This is a genomic window from Nocardioides asiaticus (genome assembly GCF_040049175.1).
GTDB classification, from domain to species: domain Bacteria; phylum Actinomycetota; class Actinomycetes; order Propionibacteriales; family Nocardioidaceae; genus Nocardioides; species Nocardioides cheoyonin.
Window position 1 is genome coordinate 194,080 of record NZ_JBDZDM010000001.1, and the last position, 17,432, is coordinate 211,511.

At 71.0% G+C, this 17,432-nt stretch carries 16 protein-coding genes; 1 reads left to right on the forward strand and 15 read right to left on the reverse strand.

Going from position 1 to position 17,432, the window contains the following annotated elements; all coding sequences use genetic code 11:
- Positions 1-82 precede the first annotated feature (82 nt).
- Positions 83-745, forward strand: coding sequence for an LON peptidase substrate-binding domain-containing protein (locus ABLE53_RS00925; protein ID WP_348856648.1), 663 nt, complete (start codon positions 83-85; stop codon positions 743-745).
- A 12-nt stretch (positions 746-757) separates the two neighbouring features.
- Here ABLE53_RS00925 and ABLE53_RS00930 read toward each other — a convergent pair whose 3' ends face one another.
- From ABLE53_RS00930 to murG, 15 genes are all read right to left on the reverse strand, one after another.
- Positions 758-2,482: a hypothetical protein gene (locus ABLE53_RS00930; RefSeq protein ID WP_348856650.1), complete on the reverse strand. Its 1,725-nt coding sequence runs from the start codon at positions 2,480-2,482 to the stop codon at positions 758-760.
- A gap of 9 nt (positions 2,483-2,491) precedes the next feature.
- Positions 2,492-3,100 (reverse strand): hypothetical protein, encoded by a 609-nt coding sequence (locus tag ABLE53_RS00935; RefSeq protein WP_348856651.1) that lies wholly within the window; start codon positions 3,098-3,100, stop codon positions 2,492-2,494.
- Positions 3,085-6,654, reverse strand: a complete 3,570-nt coding sequence (gene dnaE / locus ABLE53_RS00940) for a DNA polymerase III subunit alpha (protein ID WP_348856652.1) — start codon at positions 6,652-6,654, stop codon at positions 3,085-3,087. Before dnaE ends, ABLE53_RS00935 begins: the two co-directional genes overlap by 16 nt.
- A gap of 248 nt (positions 6,655-6,902) precedes the next feature.
- Positions 6,903-7,403 (reverse strand): GNAT family N-acetyltransferase, encoded by a 501-nt coding sequence (locus tag ABLE53_RS00945; RefSeq protein ID WP_348856653.1) that lies wholly within the window; start codon positions 7,401-7,403, stop codon positions 6,903-6,905.
- The gene (locus ABLE53_RS00950; RefSeq protein WP_348856654.1) at positions 7,381-8,322 is read right to left on the reverse strand and encodes an RluA family pseudouridine synthase; all 942 of its coding nucleotides are present in this window, start codon (positions 8,320-8,322) and stop codon (positions 7,381-7,383) included. The genes ABLE53_RS00945 and ABLE53_RS00950 overlap by 23 nt, the downstream gene beginning before the upstream one ends.
- Entirely contained in the window at positions 8,319-8,912 is a 594-nt protein-coding gene (lspA, locus tag ABLE53_RS00955; protein WP_348856655.1) for a signal peptidase II, read from the reverse strand. The genes ABLE53_RS00950 and lspA overlap by 4 nt, the downstream gene beginning before the upstream one ends.
- Positions 8,885-9,313, reverse strand: a complete 429-nt coding sequence (locus ABLE53_RS00960; RefSeq protein WP_348856656.1) for a TraR/DksA family transcriptional regulator — start codon at positions 9,311-9,313, stop codon at positions 8,885-8,887. The genes lspA and ABLE53_RS00960 overlap by 28 nt, the downstream gene beginning before the upstream one ends.
- A 449-nt stretch (positions 9,314-9,762) precedes the next feature.
- The gene (locus tag ABLE53_RS00965; protein ID WP_348856657.1) at positions 9,763-10,530 is read right to left on the reverse strand and encodes a DivIVA domain-containing protein; all 768 of its coding nucleotides are present in this window, start codon (positions 10,528-10,530) and stop codon (positions 9,763-9,765) included.
- A gap of 128 nt (positions 10,531-10,658) precedes the next feature.
- Positions 10,659-11,165 carry a cell division protein SepF gene (locus ABLE53_RS00970; RefSeq protein ID WP_348856659.1) on the reverse strand — a complete coding sequence of 169 codons (507 nt, stop codon included), beginning with the start codon at positions 11,163-11,165 and terminating at the stop codon, positions 10,659-10,661.
- A 39-nt stretch (positions 11,166-11,204) separates the two neighbouring features.
- Positions 11,205-11,906: a YggS family pyridoxal phosphate-dependent enzyme gene (locus tag ABLE53_RS00975; RefSeq protein WP_348856660.1), complete on the reverse strand. Its 702-nt coding sequence runs from the start codon at positions 11,904-11,906 to the stop codon at positions 11,205-11,207.
- Entirely contained in the window at positions 11,903-12,619 is a 717-nt protein-coding gene (gene pgeF / locus ABLE53_RS00980) for a peptidoglycan editing factor PgeF (protein ID WP_348856661.1), read from the reverse strand. Before pgeF ends, ABLE53_RS00975 begins: the two co-directional genes overlap by 4 nt.
- A 24-nt stretch (positions 12,620-12,643) precedes the next feature.
- Positions 12,644-13,855: a cell division protein FtsZ gene (gene ftsZ, locus ABLE53_RS00985; RefSeq protein WP_348856662.1), complete on the reverse strand. Its 1,212-nt coding sequence runs from the start codon at positions 13,853-13,855 to the stop codon at positions 12,644-12,646.
- 221 nt (positions 13,856-14,076) lie between these two features.
- On the reverse strand, positions 14,077-14,907 hold the full coding sequence (locus ABLE53_RS00990) for a cell division protein FtsQ/DivIB (RefSeq protein WP_348856663.1): 831 nt from the start codon (positions 14,905-14,907) through the stop codon (positions 14,077-14,079).
- Positions 14,900-16,339: a UDP-N-acetylmuramate--L-alanine ligase gene (murC, locus tag ABLE53_RS00995; RefSeq protein ID WP_348856664.1), complete on the reverse strand. Its 1,440-nt coding sequence runs from the start codon at positions 16,337-16,339 to the stop codon at positions 14,900-14,902. Before murC ends, ABLE53_RS00990 begins: the two co-directional genes overlap by 8 nt.
- Positions 16,336-17,421, reverse strand: coding sequence for an undecaprenyldiphospho-muramoylpentapeptide beta-N-acetylglucosaminyltransferase (murG, locus tag ABLE53_RS01000; RefSeq protein WP_348856665.1), 1,086 nt, complete (start codon positions 17,419-17,421; stop codon positions 16,336-16,338). The genes murC and murG overlap by 4 nt, the downstream gene beginning before the upstream one ends.
- Between the last annotated feature and the right edge of the window lie 11 nt (positions 17,422-17,432).

Here is a 17,432-nt window from a genome sequence, read left to right on the forward strand (position 1 = left end):
GGGCCCAAGTCTAGGCGGCGCGGCACGCGAGCGCCGAGCCGGTGACGGCTGCTGGACACCGGCGGCCGATAGGTTGGCAGACGTGACCCGGCTGCCGATGTTCCCGCTCAACACGGTGCTCTATCCGGGTGTGTCCCTCCCGCTGCACGTCTTCGAGGACCGCTACCGCGCGCTCGTCCACCACCTGCTCCGCATCGAGGACCCGGCCGAGCGGCTCTTCGGCTCGGTGGCGATCCGCGAGGGGTACGAGGTGGGCGACCAGGGCGCCCAGTCGCTCTACCGCGTCGGTGTGCTCCTGCAGCTGACCGAGGCGGAGGCGAACCCCGACGGCTCCTTCGAGATCGTCGCGCTGGGCCGCGGCCGCATCCGGATGGACCGGCTCGACCCGTCCGGCACCTATCCCGTCGCCGAGGTCGAGGAACTCGGCGAGCCCGAGGTCGAGGTCCCGCCCGAGGCGGTCGAGCGGGCGCGCGCCACGTTCACGGCGTACCGCGCGGCGATTCAGGAGTTCCGCACCGACCCGTTCTCGGGCTCGCTGCCGCAGGACCCCGAGTACCTCGCGTGGACGCTCTCGGCGACCACTCCCCTGCCCATGAGCGAGCGGCAGGCGCTGCTGGAGGCCGAGGACGCCGGCGTACGCCTCGCCATGGTGACCGGCCTGCTCCGCACCGAGCTGCGGGCGATGAACGTCATCCCCTCGCTGCCCGCCACCGAGGTGGCCCGGACCCGCTGGTCCCCGAACTGAGCGGGTCCTCGGTCAGTCGGTGCTCAGCCGCAGGAACGAGTGCACCGTGGTGCCGTCGTACGTGCTGCTCAGGCCCAGCGCCTTGAGCGGCTTGTAGTTGGCGACGTCGTCGGCGCTGCCGTCCTTCTCGACGACGCTGTCGAAGGCGTCGAAGTCGATGAAGAGGACCGCGGTGGCCTTGTCGGCGTCGGGTACGACGTCCTTGAACGCGGCCGTGCTGCTGAGCCCGCCGTCGTCGAGCAGGGACTTGCGGTACGTCGAGCTCGGGCCGATGGCGATCATGTCGCCGTCGCTGTCGGAGTCGAGGAAGCCCTCGTCGCTGGTGCCGATCGAGTCGCGGATCTTCTCGATGACGCTCTTGATGCCGTCGGGGTCGCCCTTGATCTTCAGCCCGAACGGGAGGTCCTCGGGTCCGGAGACGTTGTCGGGGTCGAAGTCACTGCCGACTGCGAGGGTGAGCCCGTCGCCGAGCAGGGTGTTGATGTCGTCGGGGATCGCGAGACCGGTCTGCTGGGAGAGCTGGTCCTCGATCGACCCGGCGTCGAAGCCATCGCCGCACATCGAGCCGATGCTCGAGATGAGCTGGTCGAACCAGTCGCCGTCGACGCTGATGCCGAGGGCGACGGCGGTGTCGTCGGGGAGGCCGCCGACGAGGTCACCGGCCTCGTCGCTCGCGCCGCTGGTCTTGCCGAGGTCGGAGGCGGCCTCGAGCTCGACGCCGTCGTCCTCGAAGCGGAGGGTCGCGGCGGCGCCCTGGAAGCTCTCGAGCGAGCTCTTCAGGCTCGCGATCGCACCCTTGCCGTCCTCCAGCCCCGGGCAGGCCTCTCCCATCAGGGCGTCGGGGCCCTGACTGTCGCCGTAGTAGTCGGTCCCGTAGTCGTCGTCCAGCGTCCCGTCGGAGAGCTCGCCGAGCAGACCGGAGTACTCGTCGAGCGCCTTGGACGCCATCTCCCCGGCGTCCGGCGCGGCGTAGGCGGTGAGCGCACCGGGGTCGCCGACCTTGTCCATCCAGTCGGAGTACGTGTCGTCGTCGGAGAGCTTGGCCGAGTCGGTCGCGTCGACGACCTTGTCGAGGCTGGCCTGGTCCTTGCTGACGACCACCCAGCCGTCGGTGACCTCACCGGCGAGCTTGCCGGAGCTGCAGTCCTTCAGCTTGGTCAGCTCGTCCTTCGCCTTGTCGTCGTCGGTCGAGGCGACCACCGCGACCGGAACCGGGTCGCCGCTCACGTCGACGCCGGCGACTGCCGCCTGGTGGCCGAGCCACGGCGCGAAGTCCTTCTCCCAGGAGAGCCCGTCGCACACGTCGCCGGCATCGTCGAGCATCGACGTCACGAGCTTCTGCCCGAGGTCGGTGCCGTCCCCGAGGTCTCCCAGGTCCGCGTCGTCGGCGAGGCCGGGGAACTTCTTGAGGAGCGAGATCGCGCCGCCCGCCTTGCTGAGGTCGACACCGGCGTACGCGAACGTCGAGGCCGGCAGCGCATCGGCCGGCGTGGGGTCGTCGCCGCCGAGGAGCGACGCGGCGGCGAACGCCCCGCCACCAACGAGGGCGGCAGCGGCCACGACGGCGCCGGTCCCGATCAGCCACTTCCGGGTGTTGCGTGGGCCGCGCTGGCCACCGCCGCCGAACGACGCGTACTCGGGCGAGGAACCCGGCGGCGGTCCAGGCGGAGGACCTGATGGTGGACCCGATGGTGGACCGTACGGCGGCGGGCCGAACGGAGGCTGCTGGTCGGACACGTCCGGAGCCTACCCCGCGCGAGACCCCTCAACCCTCCGTTTCGGGCGGAGCAACAGGAAGACCGCCATCAGGGCGATGAGAGCGCCCGCCGGGCAGGCGAGCACGATCCATCGGGAGCCCAGCCGCAGCGTGTCGGGGAGGACGGTGCCGTCGGGCGCCGAGCGGGCGAGCGGGTCGGGGTTCGCGGCCGCCAAGCCGGTCGCGACGGCGTACGCCAGCAGGCCCGCGCCCACCGAGGCGACGACGACCGCGGCCAGCGTGGCGTACTCCTCGCGGTCGAGGAACAAGGCGGCCACCGCACCGAGCAGGACCCCGGCGGCGACCGCGACCACGACGAACCAGCCCACGCCCGAGAAGACCGCCTGGTCGGTGTTCTGGGCGAGGATGACCGGATCGGTGGAGCGGAGCCCGCGGTACCAGACGTGGTTGACCACCATGCCGTCCGGCGGCGACCACAGCAGGTGGACCAGCAGGCCGCCGGCGGCGCCGAGCACCGCGCCCAGCACGAGGACGGCGAGGACCTGGAGCGCGACGGGACGCGAGAGCCGGAACCGGGACGGAGGGCCGCCCTCGGCCGCGATCGGCGGGGGCGGTGGTGCTGTCAACTGGTCAGGCATCCGGGTCCAAGAAGCTGCTTGAGATCGGCGAAGAGCGCGGGCGTCGGCGTCACCCGCAGCCGGTCGTCGAGCTTCATGACCCGGGTGGACTCCCGCGTCAGCAACCGTAGCCGGACCTCGGTCACGCCAGGATGGGTGGCCAGCACGTCACGCAGCGAGGACACCACCGGGGGCGTGCAGCGCGTGGACGGCAGGCTGATCACCACCGGCCCGCTCGGACCGCCGGGCCCGCCGGTGAGATCGGGCACCGTCACCTCCTGGCCGCGCAGCTCCGGCTGGTCCTTGTCGCGGGACAGCTGGCCCTTGACCCGGACGATCGCGTCCTCGACCAGGTGCGGAGCCGCAAGCTGGTAGTTGCTCGGGAAGAGCAGCACCTCGATCGCGCCGTCGAGGTCCTCGAGGGTGATGGTCGCCCACGCGTCGCCGCGCTTGGTGATCTTGCGGTTGACGGCGGTGATCAGGCCGCAGACCGTCACGGTCGTGTTGTGGGGCCGGTCCTCATCGAGCATCAGCTCGCCGATCGTGCAGTCGGTGCCGTTGGCGAGGACGTGCTCGAGGCCGAGCAGCGGGTGGTCGGAGACGTAGAGCCCCAGCATGTCGCGCTCGTGGCCGAGCAGCGTCATCTTGTCCCACTCGTCGAGGTCGGGGATCGTCACCGAGACGCCGAAGCCGTTGCCGCCGCCGTCGTCGAGCCCGCCGAAGAGCGAGTCCTGGCCGATCGCCTCGTTCTTCTTGATGTCGACGTACTGGTCGATCGCGGTCTCGTGGACGGCGATGAGCGCGCGCCGCTTGTGCTTGAGGTCGTCGAAGGCGCCCGCCTTGATGAGCGACTCCACCACCCGCTTGCTGCAGACCTGCTGCGGGACCTTGTCGAGGAAGTCGTTGAAGTCCTCGTAGCGGCCCTTCTCCTCGCGGGCGTGGACGATGCCGTCGACCACGCCGGCGCCGACGTTGCGGATCGCGCCGAGGCCGAACCGGATGTCGTTGCCCACCGGGGTGAAGTTGTGCTGGGACTCGTTGACGTCGGGGGGCAGGACCTGGATCTTGAGCCGACGGCACTCGTTGAGGTAGATCGCCGACTTGTCCTTGTCGTCGCCCACCGAGGTGAGCACGGCCGCCATGTACTCCTGTGGGTAGTTGGCCTTGAGGTAGGCCGTCCAGTACGACACCAGGCCGTAGGCCGCGGAGTGCGCCTTGTTGAACGCGTAGTCGGAGAACGGCAGCAGGATGTCCCAGAGCGTCTTCACGGCGTCCATGGAGTAGCCGCGCTCCCGCATCCCCGCCGAGAAGCCCTCGAACTGCTTGTCCAGCTCGGCCTTCTTCTTCTTGCCCATCGCGCGGCGGAGGATGTCCGCCTGTCCGAGGCTGTAGCCGGCGAGCCTCTGGGCGATCGCCATGACCTGCTCCTGGTAGACGATCAGGCCATAGGTCTCGCCCAGGATGTCCTCGAGTGGCTCGGCCAGCTCGGGGTGGATCGCGACGACCTCCTCCTTGCCCGTCTTGCGTCGGGCGTACTTGTTGTGGGAGTCGGCGCCCATCGGGCCCGGGCGGTAGAGCGCGCCCACCGCGGAGATGTCCTCGAAGCTGTCCGGCTGCATCGCCCGGAGCAGCGCGCGCATCGGCCCGCCGTCGAGCTGGAAGACGCCGAGCGTGTCGCCCCGCTGGAGCAGCCTGTAGGTGTTCTCGTCGGTGAGCGGGAGGTCCTCGAGGACGACCTGCTCGTCGCGGTTGATCTCGATGTTGACCAGGGCATCCTGGAGGATCGTGAGGTTGCGCAGCCCCAGGAAGTCCATCTTGATGAGCCCGAGGGTCTCGCAGGTCGGGTAGTCGAACTGCGTGATCATGGCGCCGTCTGAGGGGCGCTTGAGCATCGGGATGATGTCGATGATCGGGTCGCTCGACATGATGACGCCGGCCGCGTGCACGCCCCACTGCCGCTTCAGGCCCTCGATGCCCATGGCGGTGTCGACGACCCGCTTGACGTCGGGGTCGGCGTCGTAGAGCTGCCGGAACTCGCCGGCCTCGCCGTAGCGCGGGTGCTCGGGGTCGAAGATCTTGGGCAGCGGGATGTCCTTGCCCATCACCGCCGGCGGCATCGCCTTGGTGATCTTGTCACCCATCGCGAACGGGTAGCCGAGGATGCGGCTGGAGTCCTTGACCGCCTGCTTCGACTTGATGGTGCCGTAGGTGACGATGTAGCTCACCCGGTCGTCGCCGTACTTCTCGGTGACGTACCGGATCACCTCGGAGCGGCGGCGGTCATCGAAGTCGATGTCGAAGTCGGGCATCGAGACGCGGTCGGGGTTGAGGAAGCGCTCGAAGATCAGCCCGTGCTCGAGCGGGTCGAGGTCGGTGATGCGCATGCAGTACGCCACCATCGAGCCCGCCCCGGAGCCACGGCCGGGACCGACCCGGATGCCGTGGTCCTTCGCCCAGTTGATGAAGTCGGCGACCACCAGGAAGTAGCCGGAGAACCCCATCTGGGTGATGATGCCGAGCTCGTACTGGGCCTGCTTGCGCACCCGGTCCGGGACGCCGTCGGGGTAGCGGAAGTGCAACCCCTTCTCGACCTCCTTGACCAGCCAGGAGTCCTCGTTCTCCCCCGGCGGGCAGGGGAAGCGAGGCATGTACTTCCCCACGCCCTCGGAGAACTCGACGTCGCAGCGCTCGGCGATCCACAGGGTGTTGTCGCAGGCCTCGCGCAGGTCGTACTTGTCGACCCAGAGGGCGCGCATCTCCTCGGCGGACTTCACGTAGTAGCCGTCGCCGGAGAAGGCGAACCGCTGGCCGGGGCCGTCGCCGGCCGGGATGTCCATCGTCGAGCCGGAGTTGATGCACAGCAGGTGCTCCTGCGCGGCCGCGTCCTCCCGCATGACGTAGTGGGAGTCGTTGGTCGCGAGCAGCGGGATACCGAGATCCTTGCCGAGCCGCAGCAGGTCGTCGCGGACACGGTTCTCGATGTCGAGACCGTGGTCCATCAGCTCGAGGAAGTAGCTGTCCTTGCCGAGGATGTCCTGGAACTCCCCGGCTGCCTTGCGGGCCGCGTCGTAGTTGCCGTGGCGCAGGTGGACCTGGATCTCGCCGGAGGGGCACCCGGTGGTGCCGATGATCCCCTCGCTGTGCTGGGCGAGCAGCTCGCGGTCCATGCGCGGCTGCTTGAAGTAGCCGTCCCGCCATGACCCGGTGGAGAGCCGGAAGAGGTTGTGCATGCCGGCCGTCGACTCCGACAGCAGCGTCATGTGGGTGTAGGCGCCGCGTGCCGACACGTCGTCGGGCCCGCCGTCGTAGAAGTTGACGCCCTTGCGCTCGAACCGGCTGATGCCGGGCGTGAAGTAGGCCTCGATGCCGATGATCGGCTTGACCCCCGCGGCCCTGGCCTTGGTGTAGAACTCGTAGGCCCCGAACAGGTTGCCGTGGTCGGTCATCGCGATCGCCGGCATCCCGAGCTCCGCCGCCCGGTCCGCCATGGCGCCGAGCCGCGCAGCGCCGTCCAGCATGGAGTACTCCGTGTGGACGTGGAGGTGGACGAAGGAGTCCTTGGATCCGGCCGACATGGAGCGGGCGCCTCCTCGAGGTCGTTCGTTGGGCGGAGCGGGTGCGGCGGCAGGGTGTCACTGGGCCGTGACGAGCGTCCTGGGGGAAGGGCTTCACACTATCGTCCGAGCACTCGTCGTGGCGCCATTGCCGAGCGTGTCAGGGAGCACCGACAGTTTCCGCGACCGCGCCTCACATAGGGATCCTGTGGATCTGCTGAAGAGTCACCGAGAAACCGGGCTCCGGAGCGCGGCCGGGTCTACCTTCGTCAGGGAGTGCCCCGGTTCGTGGTTCCCGAGCGCCCCGGACCGGGGCACCGCCATTCCATCCGGATGTCGGGCTGCCTCTCCTCGTTGCCCGAGCCGTCGGTGCGCTCGACCTCGACCAGACCGTGGCGGGCGTAGAACGCCCGCGCCGGCGCGTTGGTCTCGAAGACCCAGAGCCCGAAGCCGTCCGGGCGCAGCGACTTCACCAGGTCCAGCAGGGCCCCACCGAGCCCGGCGCCCTGCGCGTCCGGGCGGACGTAGAGGTCGTCCAGCCAGGTCGAGGTGAAGCGGGCGTACGCCGCGACCTCGCCGTCGACCTCGGCCACCCACGTCTCGTCGACGCGGAGCCGCGAGGCGAGCCAGTCGCGCACCTCCTCGTCGGGATGGACGCCCGGCGGCATCGCACCGCGTACGACGGCGTCCTGGCGAGCCGCCAGGTGGACGTCGGCGACCCGATCCGCGTCGGCGGGCTCGGCGGGTCTAATGACTGTCGCGGATGACATCGAGCGCGTGCTGGAGGTCGTCGGGGTAGGCCGACTCGTAGGTGACGTAGTCACCCGTCTCGGGGTGCTCGAAGCCGAGCCGGACTGCGTGCAGCCACTGCCGCTCCAGACCCACCTTGCGGGCGAGCACCGGGTCGGCGCCGTACGTCAGGTCGCCCACGCACGGATGCTTCAACGCGCTCATGTGGACCCGGATCTGGTGGGTGCGGCCGGTCTCGAGGTGGATCTGCAGCAGGCTCGCGAACCGGTGTGCCTCGAGCGTCTCGTAGTGAGTGACCGAGTGCCGGCCATCGGCCATGACCGCGAACTTGTAGTCGTACCTCGGGTGCCGCCCGATCGGGGCGTCGATGGTGCCCTCGAGGGGGTCGGGATGGCCCTGGACGAGGGCGTGGTAGGTCTTGTCGACGGTGCGGTGCCGGAAGGCGTTCTTGAGCACCGAGTAGGCGTGCTCCGACTTCGCGATCACCATGACGCCCGACGTGCCGACGTCCAGCCGCTGAACGATCCCCTGCCGCTCGCTGGCACCGCTCGTCGAGATCCGGAAGCCGGCGCCGGCGAGGTGACCGACGACGGTCGGGCCGGTCCACCCGGGCGAGGGATGGACGGCGACGCCGACGGGCTTGTCGATCACGACGATGGCGTCGTCGTCGTGGATGATCTTGATGCCCTCGACGATCTCGGGAACCACCGCGAGCGGGTCGACGGCGGCCGGGATGGTCACCTCCAGCATCGAGCCCGCCATCACGCGGTCGCTCTTCGCGACCGACGCGCCGTCGACGAGCACGGTGCCGGCAGCGATGAGCTCTGCCGCCCTGGTCCGGGAGAGGCCGAACAACCGGGCGATGGCCGCGTCGACCCGTTCCCCCTCGAGACCTTCGGGGACCAGCAGGGTGCGTTGGTCGGCGTGGCCTAAGCTCACCGGTGGCCCTCCTCGCCGTCCGTCACGTCCGGCCGCGCGGCGTCACCACCCAACCTGACCCCGCGGTAGGCGAGCACGAGGATGAGGACTGCCGCCACCGTGATGCAGGTGTCGGCGACATTGAAGATCGGCCAGTGCGGGAGCTCCAGGAAGTCCACGACGTGACCATGGAACGAGCGCGGCTCGCGCGCGACCCGGTCGACGAGGTTGCCGACGATGCCGGCGAAGAGGAAGCCCAGCGCGACGCCCCACGCCCGGCTGGCGGCCCTCATCGCGAAGTAGATCGTCACGATCGCGGCCACGATCGCCAGCGCCGTGAAGAACCCGGTGTGGGACGTGCCGGTGCTGAACGCGGCCCCCGGGTTGCGGGTGAGGTCGAGTCGCAGCAGCGACCCGACGACCTCCTGCGGGTGGCCCGGCGTCAGCGAGGCCACCGCCCAGACCTTCGTCAGCTGGTCGACCGCCAGCAGCGCGACGGCGACGGTGACGAAGAGCAGCCGTGCCTGAGGCCGGCGTACGGTCGGGGTGCTGGTGTCGGTCTCGTCGGTGCCGTCCGCGTCGCTCAGCGACGCTCCTCTCGCTGCTTGCATGTCATGCACAGTGTCGCACGCGGGAAAGCCATCAGCCGCATCTTGCCGATCGGCTCCCCGCACGACTCGCAGATGCCGTAGGTGCCGTCGGCGAGGTAGGTGAACGCACGCTCGATCTGGGCCAGCTTGTCGCGCTCGCTGTTGACCACGGTGAGCTCGTGGTCGCGCTCGAAGGTCGCCGAGCCGACGTCGGCCTGGTCCTGTCCGGCGCCGTCACCCGAGTCGCGCATGAGGCCCGACAGCTCGGCCTCCTGCGCCGCGAGCACCTCGAGGCTGTGGGTGCGCATCTGGTTCAACTCGGCGATGACCTCGTCGAGCTCCTCCTGGGTCCACGGCTCCTCGCCGTCCTTGACCTTGAGGGACTCCGGAGAGACCACACCGGTGGTCGCCTTCTTCGCCACGGCACTCGCTTTCTTGGTCGGCGCGGCCTTCCGGCTCCGCGCTGGGGTGGTGGAACTGCTCGACTTTCCTGATCCCGGAGCGGTCCCGCGCGCTCCAACCCGCGCACCGGTCCGGTTGTTCCCGCTCCCCGCCTTCTTCGCACCGGTCTTCTTGGCGGCGGTCTTCTTGGCGGCGGTCTTCTTGGCGGCGGCCGAGGCGGCTCGGCCCTCTGCAAACGTGCGCCTAGGGGCCATGGCAACCCCCTCCCTCCTGCCGTGGCTGCCCTCGCCCCGATGCGCAAGACAGCGTGCGGGGAGGGTAGCCGCTAGCGGAGCGCCACTCAACCAACTCGCCGGGAACGGCGCACCGCTGTCCGAGGGGTGAAATGCAGCGGTGGAATTGCAGGGCTGAAATGCGACCGACCGGCCCCGTGGGGCCGGTCGGTGCTGGGTGGGTCAGCGGGTGGGCGTCAGCCCTCCTCCTCGCCGAGGATCGAGCGGAGGCGCTTGGGCGCCGGCGGGGCGTCCTCGGTGGCCTGGCCGCTGGGAGCCTGGCTGTCGCCGGAGGAGTTGTTGAGCGCCTCGAGCTGCTGGGTGAAGTAGCTCTTCAGGCGGGAGCGGTACTCGCGCTCGAAGGAGCGGAGGTTCTCCACCTCGGCGGTGAGCTTGTCCTTCTCGCGCTCGAGGTCACCGAAGAGCTGCTGGCGGCGCTCGGCGGTCTCCGAGTCGAGCATCTGCGCGCGGGTGCGGGCGTCGGCCTCCATCCGGTCGGCCTTCTCCTTGGACTCGGCCTCGAGCCGCTCGGCCTTGGTGCGGGCCTCGCCGACGATCTTGTCCGCGTCGTTCTTGGCCGTCTCGATGAGCGCGTCGTGGTTGCGCGTCGCGAGCTCCAGGAGCCGGGCGGCGGCGTTGGAGGCCTCGGGGACGGTCTCGACCCGGATGGTCTCCACGGCTCCGGTCGCGGCGCCGGCGGGAGTCGTCGGCGCGGTGACGGGCTCGGGGGCGGCGGGCTTCGGCGCGGGCGTGGGCTCGGGCGCCGGGGTCGGCGCGAACGAGGCGCTGCCACCGGACTGGGCCGCACTGAGCTTGGACCGGAGGTCGTCGTTCTCCTTGGTGAGGCGCGCCAGCTCTGCCTCGACCTCGTCGAGGAACTGGTCCACCTCGCCCATGTCATAGCCCTCACGGAGCCGGACGGGAGTAAAGCGCTTGTTGCTCACGTCCTCTGGCGTCAGTGGCATGACCTCACCCATTCATTGCTCGGTTGTGTACGTCGGTGTGACGCGCTCGGATGGCGCGGCACGGGTCGTGCTTGTCGAAACTCTAGCGCCTGCTGGGGCAGCCGGAGTCGACGGTCGGCCTGCGGGGCTCAGCTCTGGTTGAAGAAGCCGCCCTCGGCGAGGCGCTGCTTGTCCTCCGCCGCGACCGTCACGTTGGGAGGCGAGAGCAGGAAGACCTTGTTGGTGACCCGTTCGATGTCGCCGCGCGTCGCGAAGATCAGGCCGGCCGCGAAGTCGACGAGCCGCTTGGCGTCGGCATCGTCCATCTCGCTGAGGTTCATGATCACCGGAGTGCCCTCGCGGTAGTTCTCACCCACCTGCCGCGCCTCGTTGTAGGTCGTCGGGTGCAGGGTGACGATCCGGGAGAGCTCGGCCACCGACGGCACGACCTGAGGGCGGCGCCGCTCGGCGATGTCGGCGACCGGAGCGGGCCGCGGCTCGCGGGGTGCCCGGGCGCTGGTGCGCGCGACAGCCGCCGGCTCCTGGACGTGGGTGTGGTCCTCGCTGCCCTCGTAGGCGTCGAACTCGTCGTCGTACCGGCCCGTGTCCTCGAGCAGGCCGAGGTACTCACCGATCCTGCGCATCGCGCCGCTCATGGCTGTCTCACTTCCGGTCTGGTGGAACTGTTTCGGACACTACTTGACAGGCGGCCTCGAACCGAGCACCGCAGACCCGACACGCACGTGTGTCGCGCCGTGGGCGATCGCCTGCTCGAGGTCGCCGCTCATCCCGGCCGAGAGCCGGGTCGCTGCGGGGTGCTGGCCGACGAACTCGGCCCTGATCTCTGCCAGACGGGCGAACGCCGCGTCGGGGTCCTCCCCCAGCGGCGCCACCGCCATCAGGCCGGCGAGGTGGAGCATCCCGGCCTCCTCGACGGCCGACGCCAGGGCCGGCAGGTCCTCGGGTGCAGCACCGGCCCGGCCCTCGCGGTCCGGCGGGTCCAGGCTCACCTGGAGCAGCACGTCCACCGGGTGGGACCGCTCGTGGGCTCCTCGCTGCAGGCCGCCGACCAGCTTGAGCCGGTCGACCGACTCGACGACGTCGGCGTACGACGCCACCGCGGCCGCCTTGTTGCTCTGAAGCCGGCCGATGAAGTGCCACCGCAGCGCCAGGTCGGCGCACTCCGCGGCCTTCGCCTGCGCCTCCTGGTGGCGGTTCTCGCCGACGTCGGTGACGCCGAGGTCGGCGAGGATGCGGACGTCGGAGGCTGGGAAGAACTTGGCGACGACGACGAGCCCGATCTCCTCCGGCGCGCGGCCGGCCTTGTCGGCGGCGGTCTCGATCCGCTCCCGGACGGCGGCCAGGCCGGCGGCGATCTCCTCGGAGCGTGCGGTCACGAGGCGCTCCGCAGCCGGATGACGCCGGCGAGACGACCGGACGTGGCGCCGTCGCGCCGGTAGGAGTAGAGGTCGGGCGACTCCCGGGTGCAGCGTGCGGCGTCGACCACGGTCACCCCGGCCCGCTCCAACTGGGCGCGTACGCCGGCTCCGATGTCGAGGCTGGGAGTGCCCCACGAGGTCGTCGCCCGGCTGGCCGGCTCGATCGCGGCGACCTCGTCCTGCATCTCCTGCGGAACCTCGTAGCACCGGCCGCAGACGTGTGGCCCGACCCACGCGGTGATCTCCTCCGCGCCGAGGTCGCGCATCCGTGACACGGTCGCGGTGGCCGCGCCCTTGGCGAGGCCGGGGCGGCCGGAGTGGACGGCGCCGATCACGCCCGCCGTCTCGTCCGCCAGCAGGACCGGCACGCAGTCGGCGGCTCTGACCAGGAGCACGACGTCAGGATCGGTGGTGACGATCCCGTCGCAGTGCGGCCGGGTGCCGGGGGCCGCCAGCGCGACCTCGCTGCCGTGGACCTGGTAGAGGTCGGCCAGCCGAGCTCCCGGAGCGAAGTCGGCGAGAAGCCGCCGGTGGTTCTCCTTCTTGGCGACCTCGTCGTCGGGACCCGAGACCGCCAGGTTGAGCTCGGCGAAGGGCGCAGCACTGACCCCGCCGTACCTGTCGGTGAAGGCCAGGTCGACGGGGCCGAGGCTGGTGCGGAAGGAGTACATACTCTCCTGATACCCGGGTGCTGGTTACTTCAGGAAGTCCGGGACGTCGAGGTCGTCGTCGTCGAAGTCGACCGACGGCGCGGGCCGCTTGGGCGGGTTGGTCGCCGCGGGTGCCGGAGCGGGCGGCGGGGTGCTGGGCGCGGCCGGCTTGGACGCCGGGCGCTGGGCGGTGTCCTCGCTGCGCTTGGTGGCCACCGCCGCGACGGCCGCGCGGGTCTCCTCCTGGCTCTGCTGCGGCCGGGCCTGCGTCATCTGGCCGAGCGCGCTCTGGCCCTCGCGACGCTTCGGCATCCCGCCGTCGAAGCCGGCGGCGATGACCGTGACCCTGACCTCGTCGCCGAGCGCGTCGTCGATGGTCGCGCCGAAGATGATGTTGGCCTCCGGGTGGACCGCGTCGGCCACCAGCGCAGCGGCCTCGTTGATCTCGAAGAGGCCGAGGTCGGAGCCGCCGGCGATCGACAGGAGCACACCGTGGGCGCCGTCGATGCTGGCCTCGAGGAGCGGGCTGCTCACGGCCATCTCGGCCGCCTCGACCGAGCGGTTGTCGCCGCGGGCCGAGCCGATGCCCATCAGTGCCGAGCCGGCGTTGGACATCACCGACTTCACGTCGGCGAAGTCGAGGTTGATCAGGCCCGGGGTGGTGATCAGGTCGGTGATGCCGGAGACACCTTGGAGGAGCACCTGGTCGGCCTGGCGGAAGGCGTCCATCACCGAGACGTTGCGGTCGCTGATCGACAGCAGCCGGTCGTTCGGGATGACGATGAGGGTGTCGACCTCCTCGCGGAGCCGGGCGATGCCGTCCTCCGCGGAGTTCGCGCGCCGCTTCCCCTCGAACGCGAACGGGCGGGTGACGACACCGATCGTCAGGGCGCCGAGGCTCCGGGCGATCCGCGCGACGACGGGTGCGCCGCCGGTGCCGGTGCCACCGCCCTCGCCGGCCGTCACGAAGACCATGTCGGCCCCCTTGAGGACCTCCTCGATCTCGTCGGCGTGGTCCTCGGCGGCCTTCGAGCCGACGTCCGGGTTGGCGCCGGCGCCGAGGCCGCGGGTGAGCTCCCGGCCGATGTCGAGCTTGACGTCCGCGTCGCTCATCAACAGCGCCTGGGCGTCGGTGTTGATGGCGATGAACTCGACCCCCTTGAGGCCGACCTCGATCATCCTGTTGACGGCGTTGACCCCACCGCCACCGATGCCGACGACCTTGATGATCGCCAGGTAGTTCTGTGCAGCTCCCACGGTGGTCGCCCCTTCGATCCTCTTGCGCTGGTGTTGCTTCTTGCTTGGGTGCTTGTTTCCCTGCGTCTCGTCGGCGTGTCCCTCAACCCTTACCCTCAGCCTGAGGGTTATAGTTATGTCAACCTCGCCGTGTTCAGAACAGTAGGCAGACGCACGCCGTCGCATCGGCGCGACACGCGGGCACGACCCGAGATCGGCCGACGGATCCGGCGTACGCCGTGCTACTGGCCGGGCGTGACGACCGGCTGGCCCGGCACGGAGACGTCGTACTTCCCCGCCTTGGGGTTCGACTTCAGCAGCGCGAGCAGGACCGCCGCCTTGGCGTCGGAGTCGGTCGCGCCGCCCCAGACCACGGTGCGGCCGTCGCGGAGCGAGAGGGAGATGTCGTCGACGGTGGTCACCAGGACGTGGTCGACCCGCTGGTCGAGGGCGGGCGGCAGGGCGGCGGCTACCTTGGCCGCCTCGCTGAGCGCCTGGGAGTCGGTCCCGGTGCTGCTCGTGACCCGCGGCAGGCCGGCGGGTGCCTTCGCGTAGTGCCAGAACACCGCGCCGCTGCTGTCCAGTGCGCGCAGCCGGCCGCCGATCGAGACGACGGCGACCGGGGTCCGCTCGGTGACCTTGATGAGGATCTTGTCGGGCCACTCGCGCGAGACGTCGACCGACTTCACGACCGGGAGGTTGGCGAGCACCCGGAGGCGTACGCCGTCGAGGTCGGCGGTGAGCAGCGGGTCGCCGAGGGGTACGTCGGCGAACTGCTCGACCTGCGCGGGAGTCGCCATCGTGAGGTCGCCCTCGACGTCGGCGCCCTTGACCTGCAGCCAGCTCGAGAAGTAGGCCGCCCAGATGCCGACGCAGAGCAGCACGATGACGAGCAGCAGCGCGATGACCCACTTCCAGGCCAGGAAGCGGCGTCGCCACTGCCGGCGCGCGAACCGCCGCCGGCTGCGCAGCGTCGCCTTGTCGACCGCGGGCTTGCCGCCCTCGACCGCCACCGATCCCCCCGACGCCGCTCCGGCGTCACGGGCCCCCTTCGACCAGCGCTTCCTAGCCACGCCCCTCCCGCTGCAGCAGCTCGAGCACGCGCGGCCCGACGTCGGTGACGTTGCCGGCGCCGAGCGTGACGACGAGGTCGCCGGGTGCGGCCCGACGGACCAGCTCCTCCGCGGCCTCCGCGACGCCGGGTACGAACGCCACGTGCTCGGCGGGGAGCGGCACGGCGTCGGCCACCAGCTGCCCGGTGACGTCCGGGTCGGGCTCCTCGCGCGCCAGATAGATGTCGAGGACGACGACCTCGTCGGCGGCGCCCAGTGCCCGGCCCATCTCCTCGCCGAAGATCCTGGTGCGCGACACCATGTGGGGCTGGAAGGCGACCACGAGGCGCCCCTCCCCCGCGACGCCGCGCGCGGCCGCGAGGTCACCCGCGATCTCGGCGGGGTGGTGCGCATAGCTGTCGTAGACGCGTACGCCGCCGGCCTCGCCCTTGTGCTCCATCCGACGCCGGGTCCCGGTGAAGCTCTCCAGCCCGGCCTTGAGCAGGTCGAAGGAGTAGCCCAGCCTCAGGCCCACGGTCAGCGCCGCCAGCGCGTCGGCGACGTAGTGGCGGCCGGGGATCTGCAGGGTGACCCGGCCGAGCTCGCCGTAGAAGTCCGGGGGCACGCCGCGATCGACGACGGTGAACGCCGTGGTCGTCCCGCGCTGCACGACGTCGACGGCGCGGACGTCGGCGAGGTCGGACTCCCCCACCCCGACGAACCTGCGGCCGAGCGAGGCAGCGACGTGGCGCAGGTCGGCGGCGCCCGGGTCGTCGACGACCGCGACGACGAAGCCGTCGGGGTCGATGCGGCCGACGAACTGCGCGAAGCCCTCGCGGTAGGCCTCTTCCGTGCCCCACTGGTCGAGGTGGTCGGCCTCGACGTTGGTGACGATCGCGGCGTACGGCTTGTAGACGAGGAACGCGCCGTCGCTCTCGTCGGCCTCGGCGACGAAGAGGTCCGACCCGCCCTCCGCGGCGTTCGTGCCGCTCGCCGACAGCTCGCCGCCGACGGCGTACGTCGGGTCGGCGCCGGCCGCCTGCAGCGCGACGGTGAGCAGCGAGGTGGTGGTGGTCTTGCCATGGGTGCCGGCGACGGCCAGCACCCGCCGGCCCGCCATGACCGAGGCGAGCCCCGCCGAGCGCGGGTAGACGCGGAGGCCGAGGCGGAGTGCCTCGACGTACTCGGGGTTGTCCTCGCGGATCGCTGTCGACACGACCAGGGTGTCGACGTCGCGGACGTGCTCGGCGGCGTGGCCGACGTGGACGGTCGCTCCCGCCTCGCGCAGATGGTCGAGGACGGGACTGTCCGCGCCGTCGCTGCCGGACACCTCGATGCCGCGCGCGAGCATGATCCGGGCGATCGCCGAGAGTCCCGCGCCGCCGATGCCGATGAAGTGCACGCGACCGAGCTGCTCGGCGGGCAGGATCGTCTCCGGGACGGGGATCCTCATTTGACTCCCCCGGCCGACGCGGCCTCGACGACGATCCGGGCGAGCTTGTCGTCGGCGTCGCGCGGGATCAGCGCGCTCGCTGCCCGCGACATCGCAGCCAGCCGCTCCGGGTCGGCGGCGAGCGCCGGGACGCGCGCGGCGACCCACTCCGGGGTCAGCTCCGCGTCGGCCACGAGCACCGCGCCCCCGGCGTCGACGACCGGCTTGGCGTTGAGCGCCTGCTCGCCGTTGCCGATCGGGAGCGGGACGAAGACGGCGGGCAGGCCGACCGCGGCCGCCTCGGTCACGCTGTTGGCCCCTGCCCGGCAGACCATCAGGTCGGCGGCGGCGAGGGCGTAGTCCATCCGGTCGACGTAGTTGACGACGCGGTAGGGCACCCCGGTGTGGGGCGCGGCCGCCTCGTTCTTGGGGCCGACGACGTGGAGGACCTGGACACCGGCCTCGGCGAAGGCCGGGGCCGCGGCGAGGATCGACTCGTTGAGCCGGCGGGCGCCCTGGGAGCCGCCGGTCACGACCACGGTGGGCCGGTCGGCGTCGAGCCCGAAGAAGTCCCGCGCCTCGGCGCGCAGGGCCGCGCGGTCGAGCGCCGAGATCATCCGCCGGATTGGCAGACCGACGTACTCCGCCTTCGGGAGCTTGGTCTCCGGGAAGCTCACCGCGACGCGAGTGGCGGCCCGGGCGCCGATCTTGTTGGCGATGCCGGGCAGGGCGTTGCCCTCGTGGACGACGATCGGGACGTGCCGCCTGCGGGCGGCGAGGTAGGCCGGGACGGAGACGTAGCCGCCGTAGCCGACGACCACGTCGGGCTCGACCCGGTCGAAGACGGCGTACGTCGCCTTGACGGCGCCGCGCAGGTTGGCCGGCACGTGCAGCAGCTCACCGGAGAGCCGCCGCGGCAGCGGCACGGGCGGGATCAGCTCGAGCGGGTAGCCCGCGGCGGGGATGACGGTGGTCTCCAGCCCGCGCGGGGTGCCGAGGCAGGTGACCTCGACGGTGGAGTCGAGCCGGCGCAGCGCGTCGGCGGTGGCGAGCAGGGGCGAGGTGTGGCCGGCGGATCCGCCGCCCGCGAGAAGGACCTTCATCGTGATGCGAA

Excerpts from the sequence above, each read along its gene's own strand:
- ABLE53_RS00935 (WP_348856651.1), bottom strand. The coding sequence starts at position 3,100 with ATGCCTGACCAGTTGACAGCACCACCGCCCCCGCCGATCGCGGCCGAG.
- dnaE (WP_348856652.1), bottom strand. The coding sequence starts at position 6,654 with ATGTCGGCCGGATCCAAGGACTCCTTCGTCCACCTCCACGTCCACACG.
- ABLE53_RS00945 (WP_348856653.1), bottom strand. The coding sequence starts at position 7,403 with ATGTCATCCGCGACAGTCATTAGACCCGCCGAGCCCGCCGACGCGGAT.
- lspA (WP_348856655.1), bottom strand. The coding sequence starts at position 8,912 with ATGCAAGCAGCGAGAGGAGCGTCGCTGAGCGACGCGGACGGCACCGAC.
- ABLE53_RS00965 (WP_348856657.1), bottom strand. The coding sequence starts at position 10,530 with ATGCCACTGACGCCAGAGGACGTGAGCAACAAGCGCTTTACTCCCGTC.
- ABLE53_RS00970 (WP_348856659.1), bottom strand. The coding sequence starts at position 11,165 with ATGAGCGGCGCGATGCGCAGGATCGGTGAGTACCTCGGCCTGCTCGAG.
- pgeF (WP_348856661.1), bottom strand. The coding sequence starts at position 12,619 with ATGTACTCCTTCCGCACCAGCCTCGGCCCCGTCGACCTGGCCTTCACC.
- murC (WP_348856664.1), bottom strand. The coding sequence starts at position 16,339 with ATGAGGATCCCCGTCCCGGAGACGATCCTGCCCGCCGAGCAGCTCGGT.
- murG (WP_348856665.1), bottom strand. The coding sequence starts at position 17,421 with ATGAAGGTCCTTCTCGCGGGCGGCGGATCCGCCGGCCACACCTCGCCC.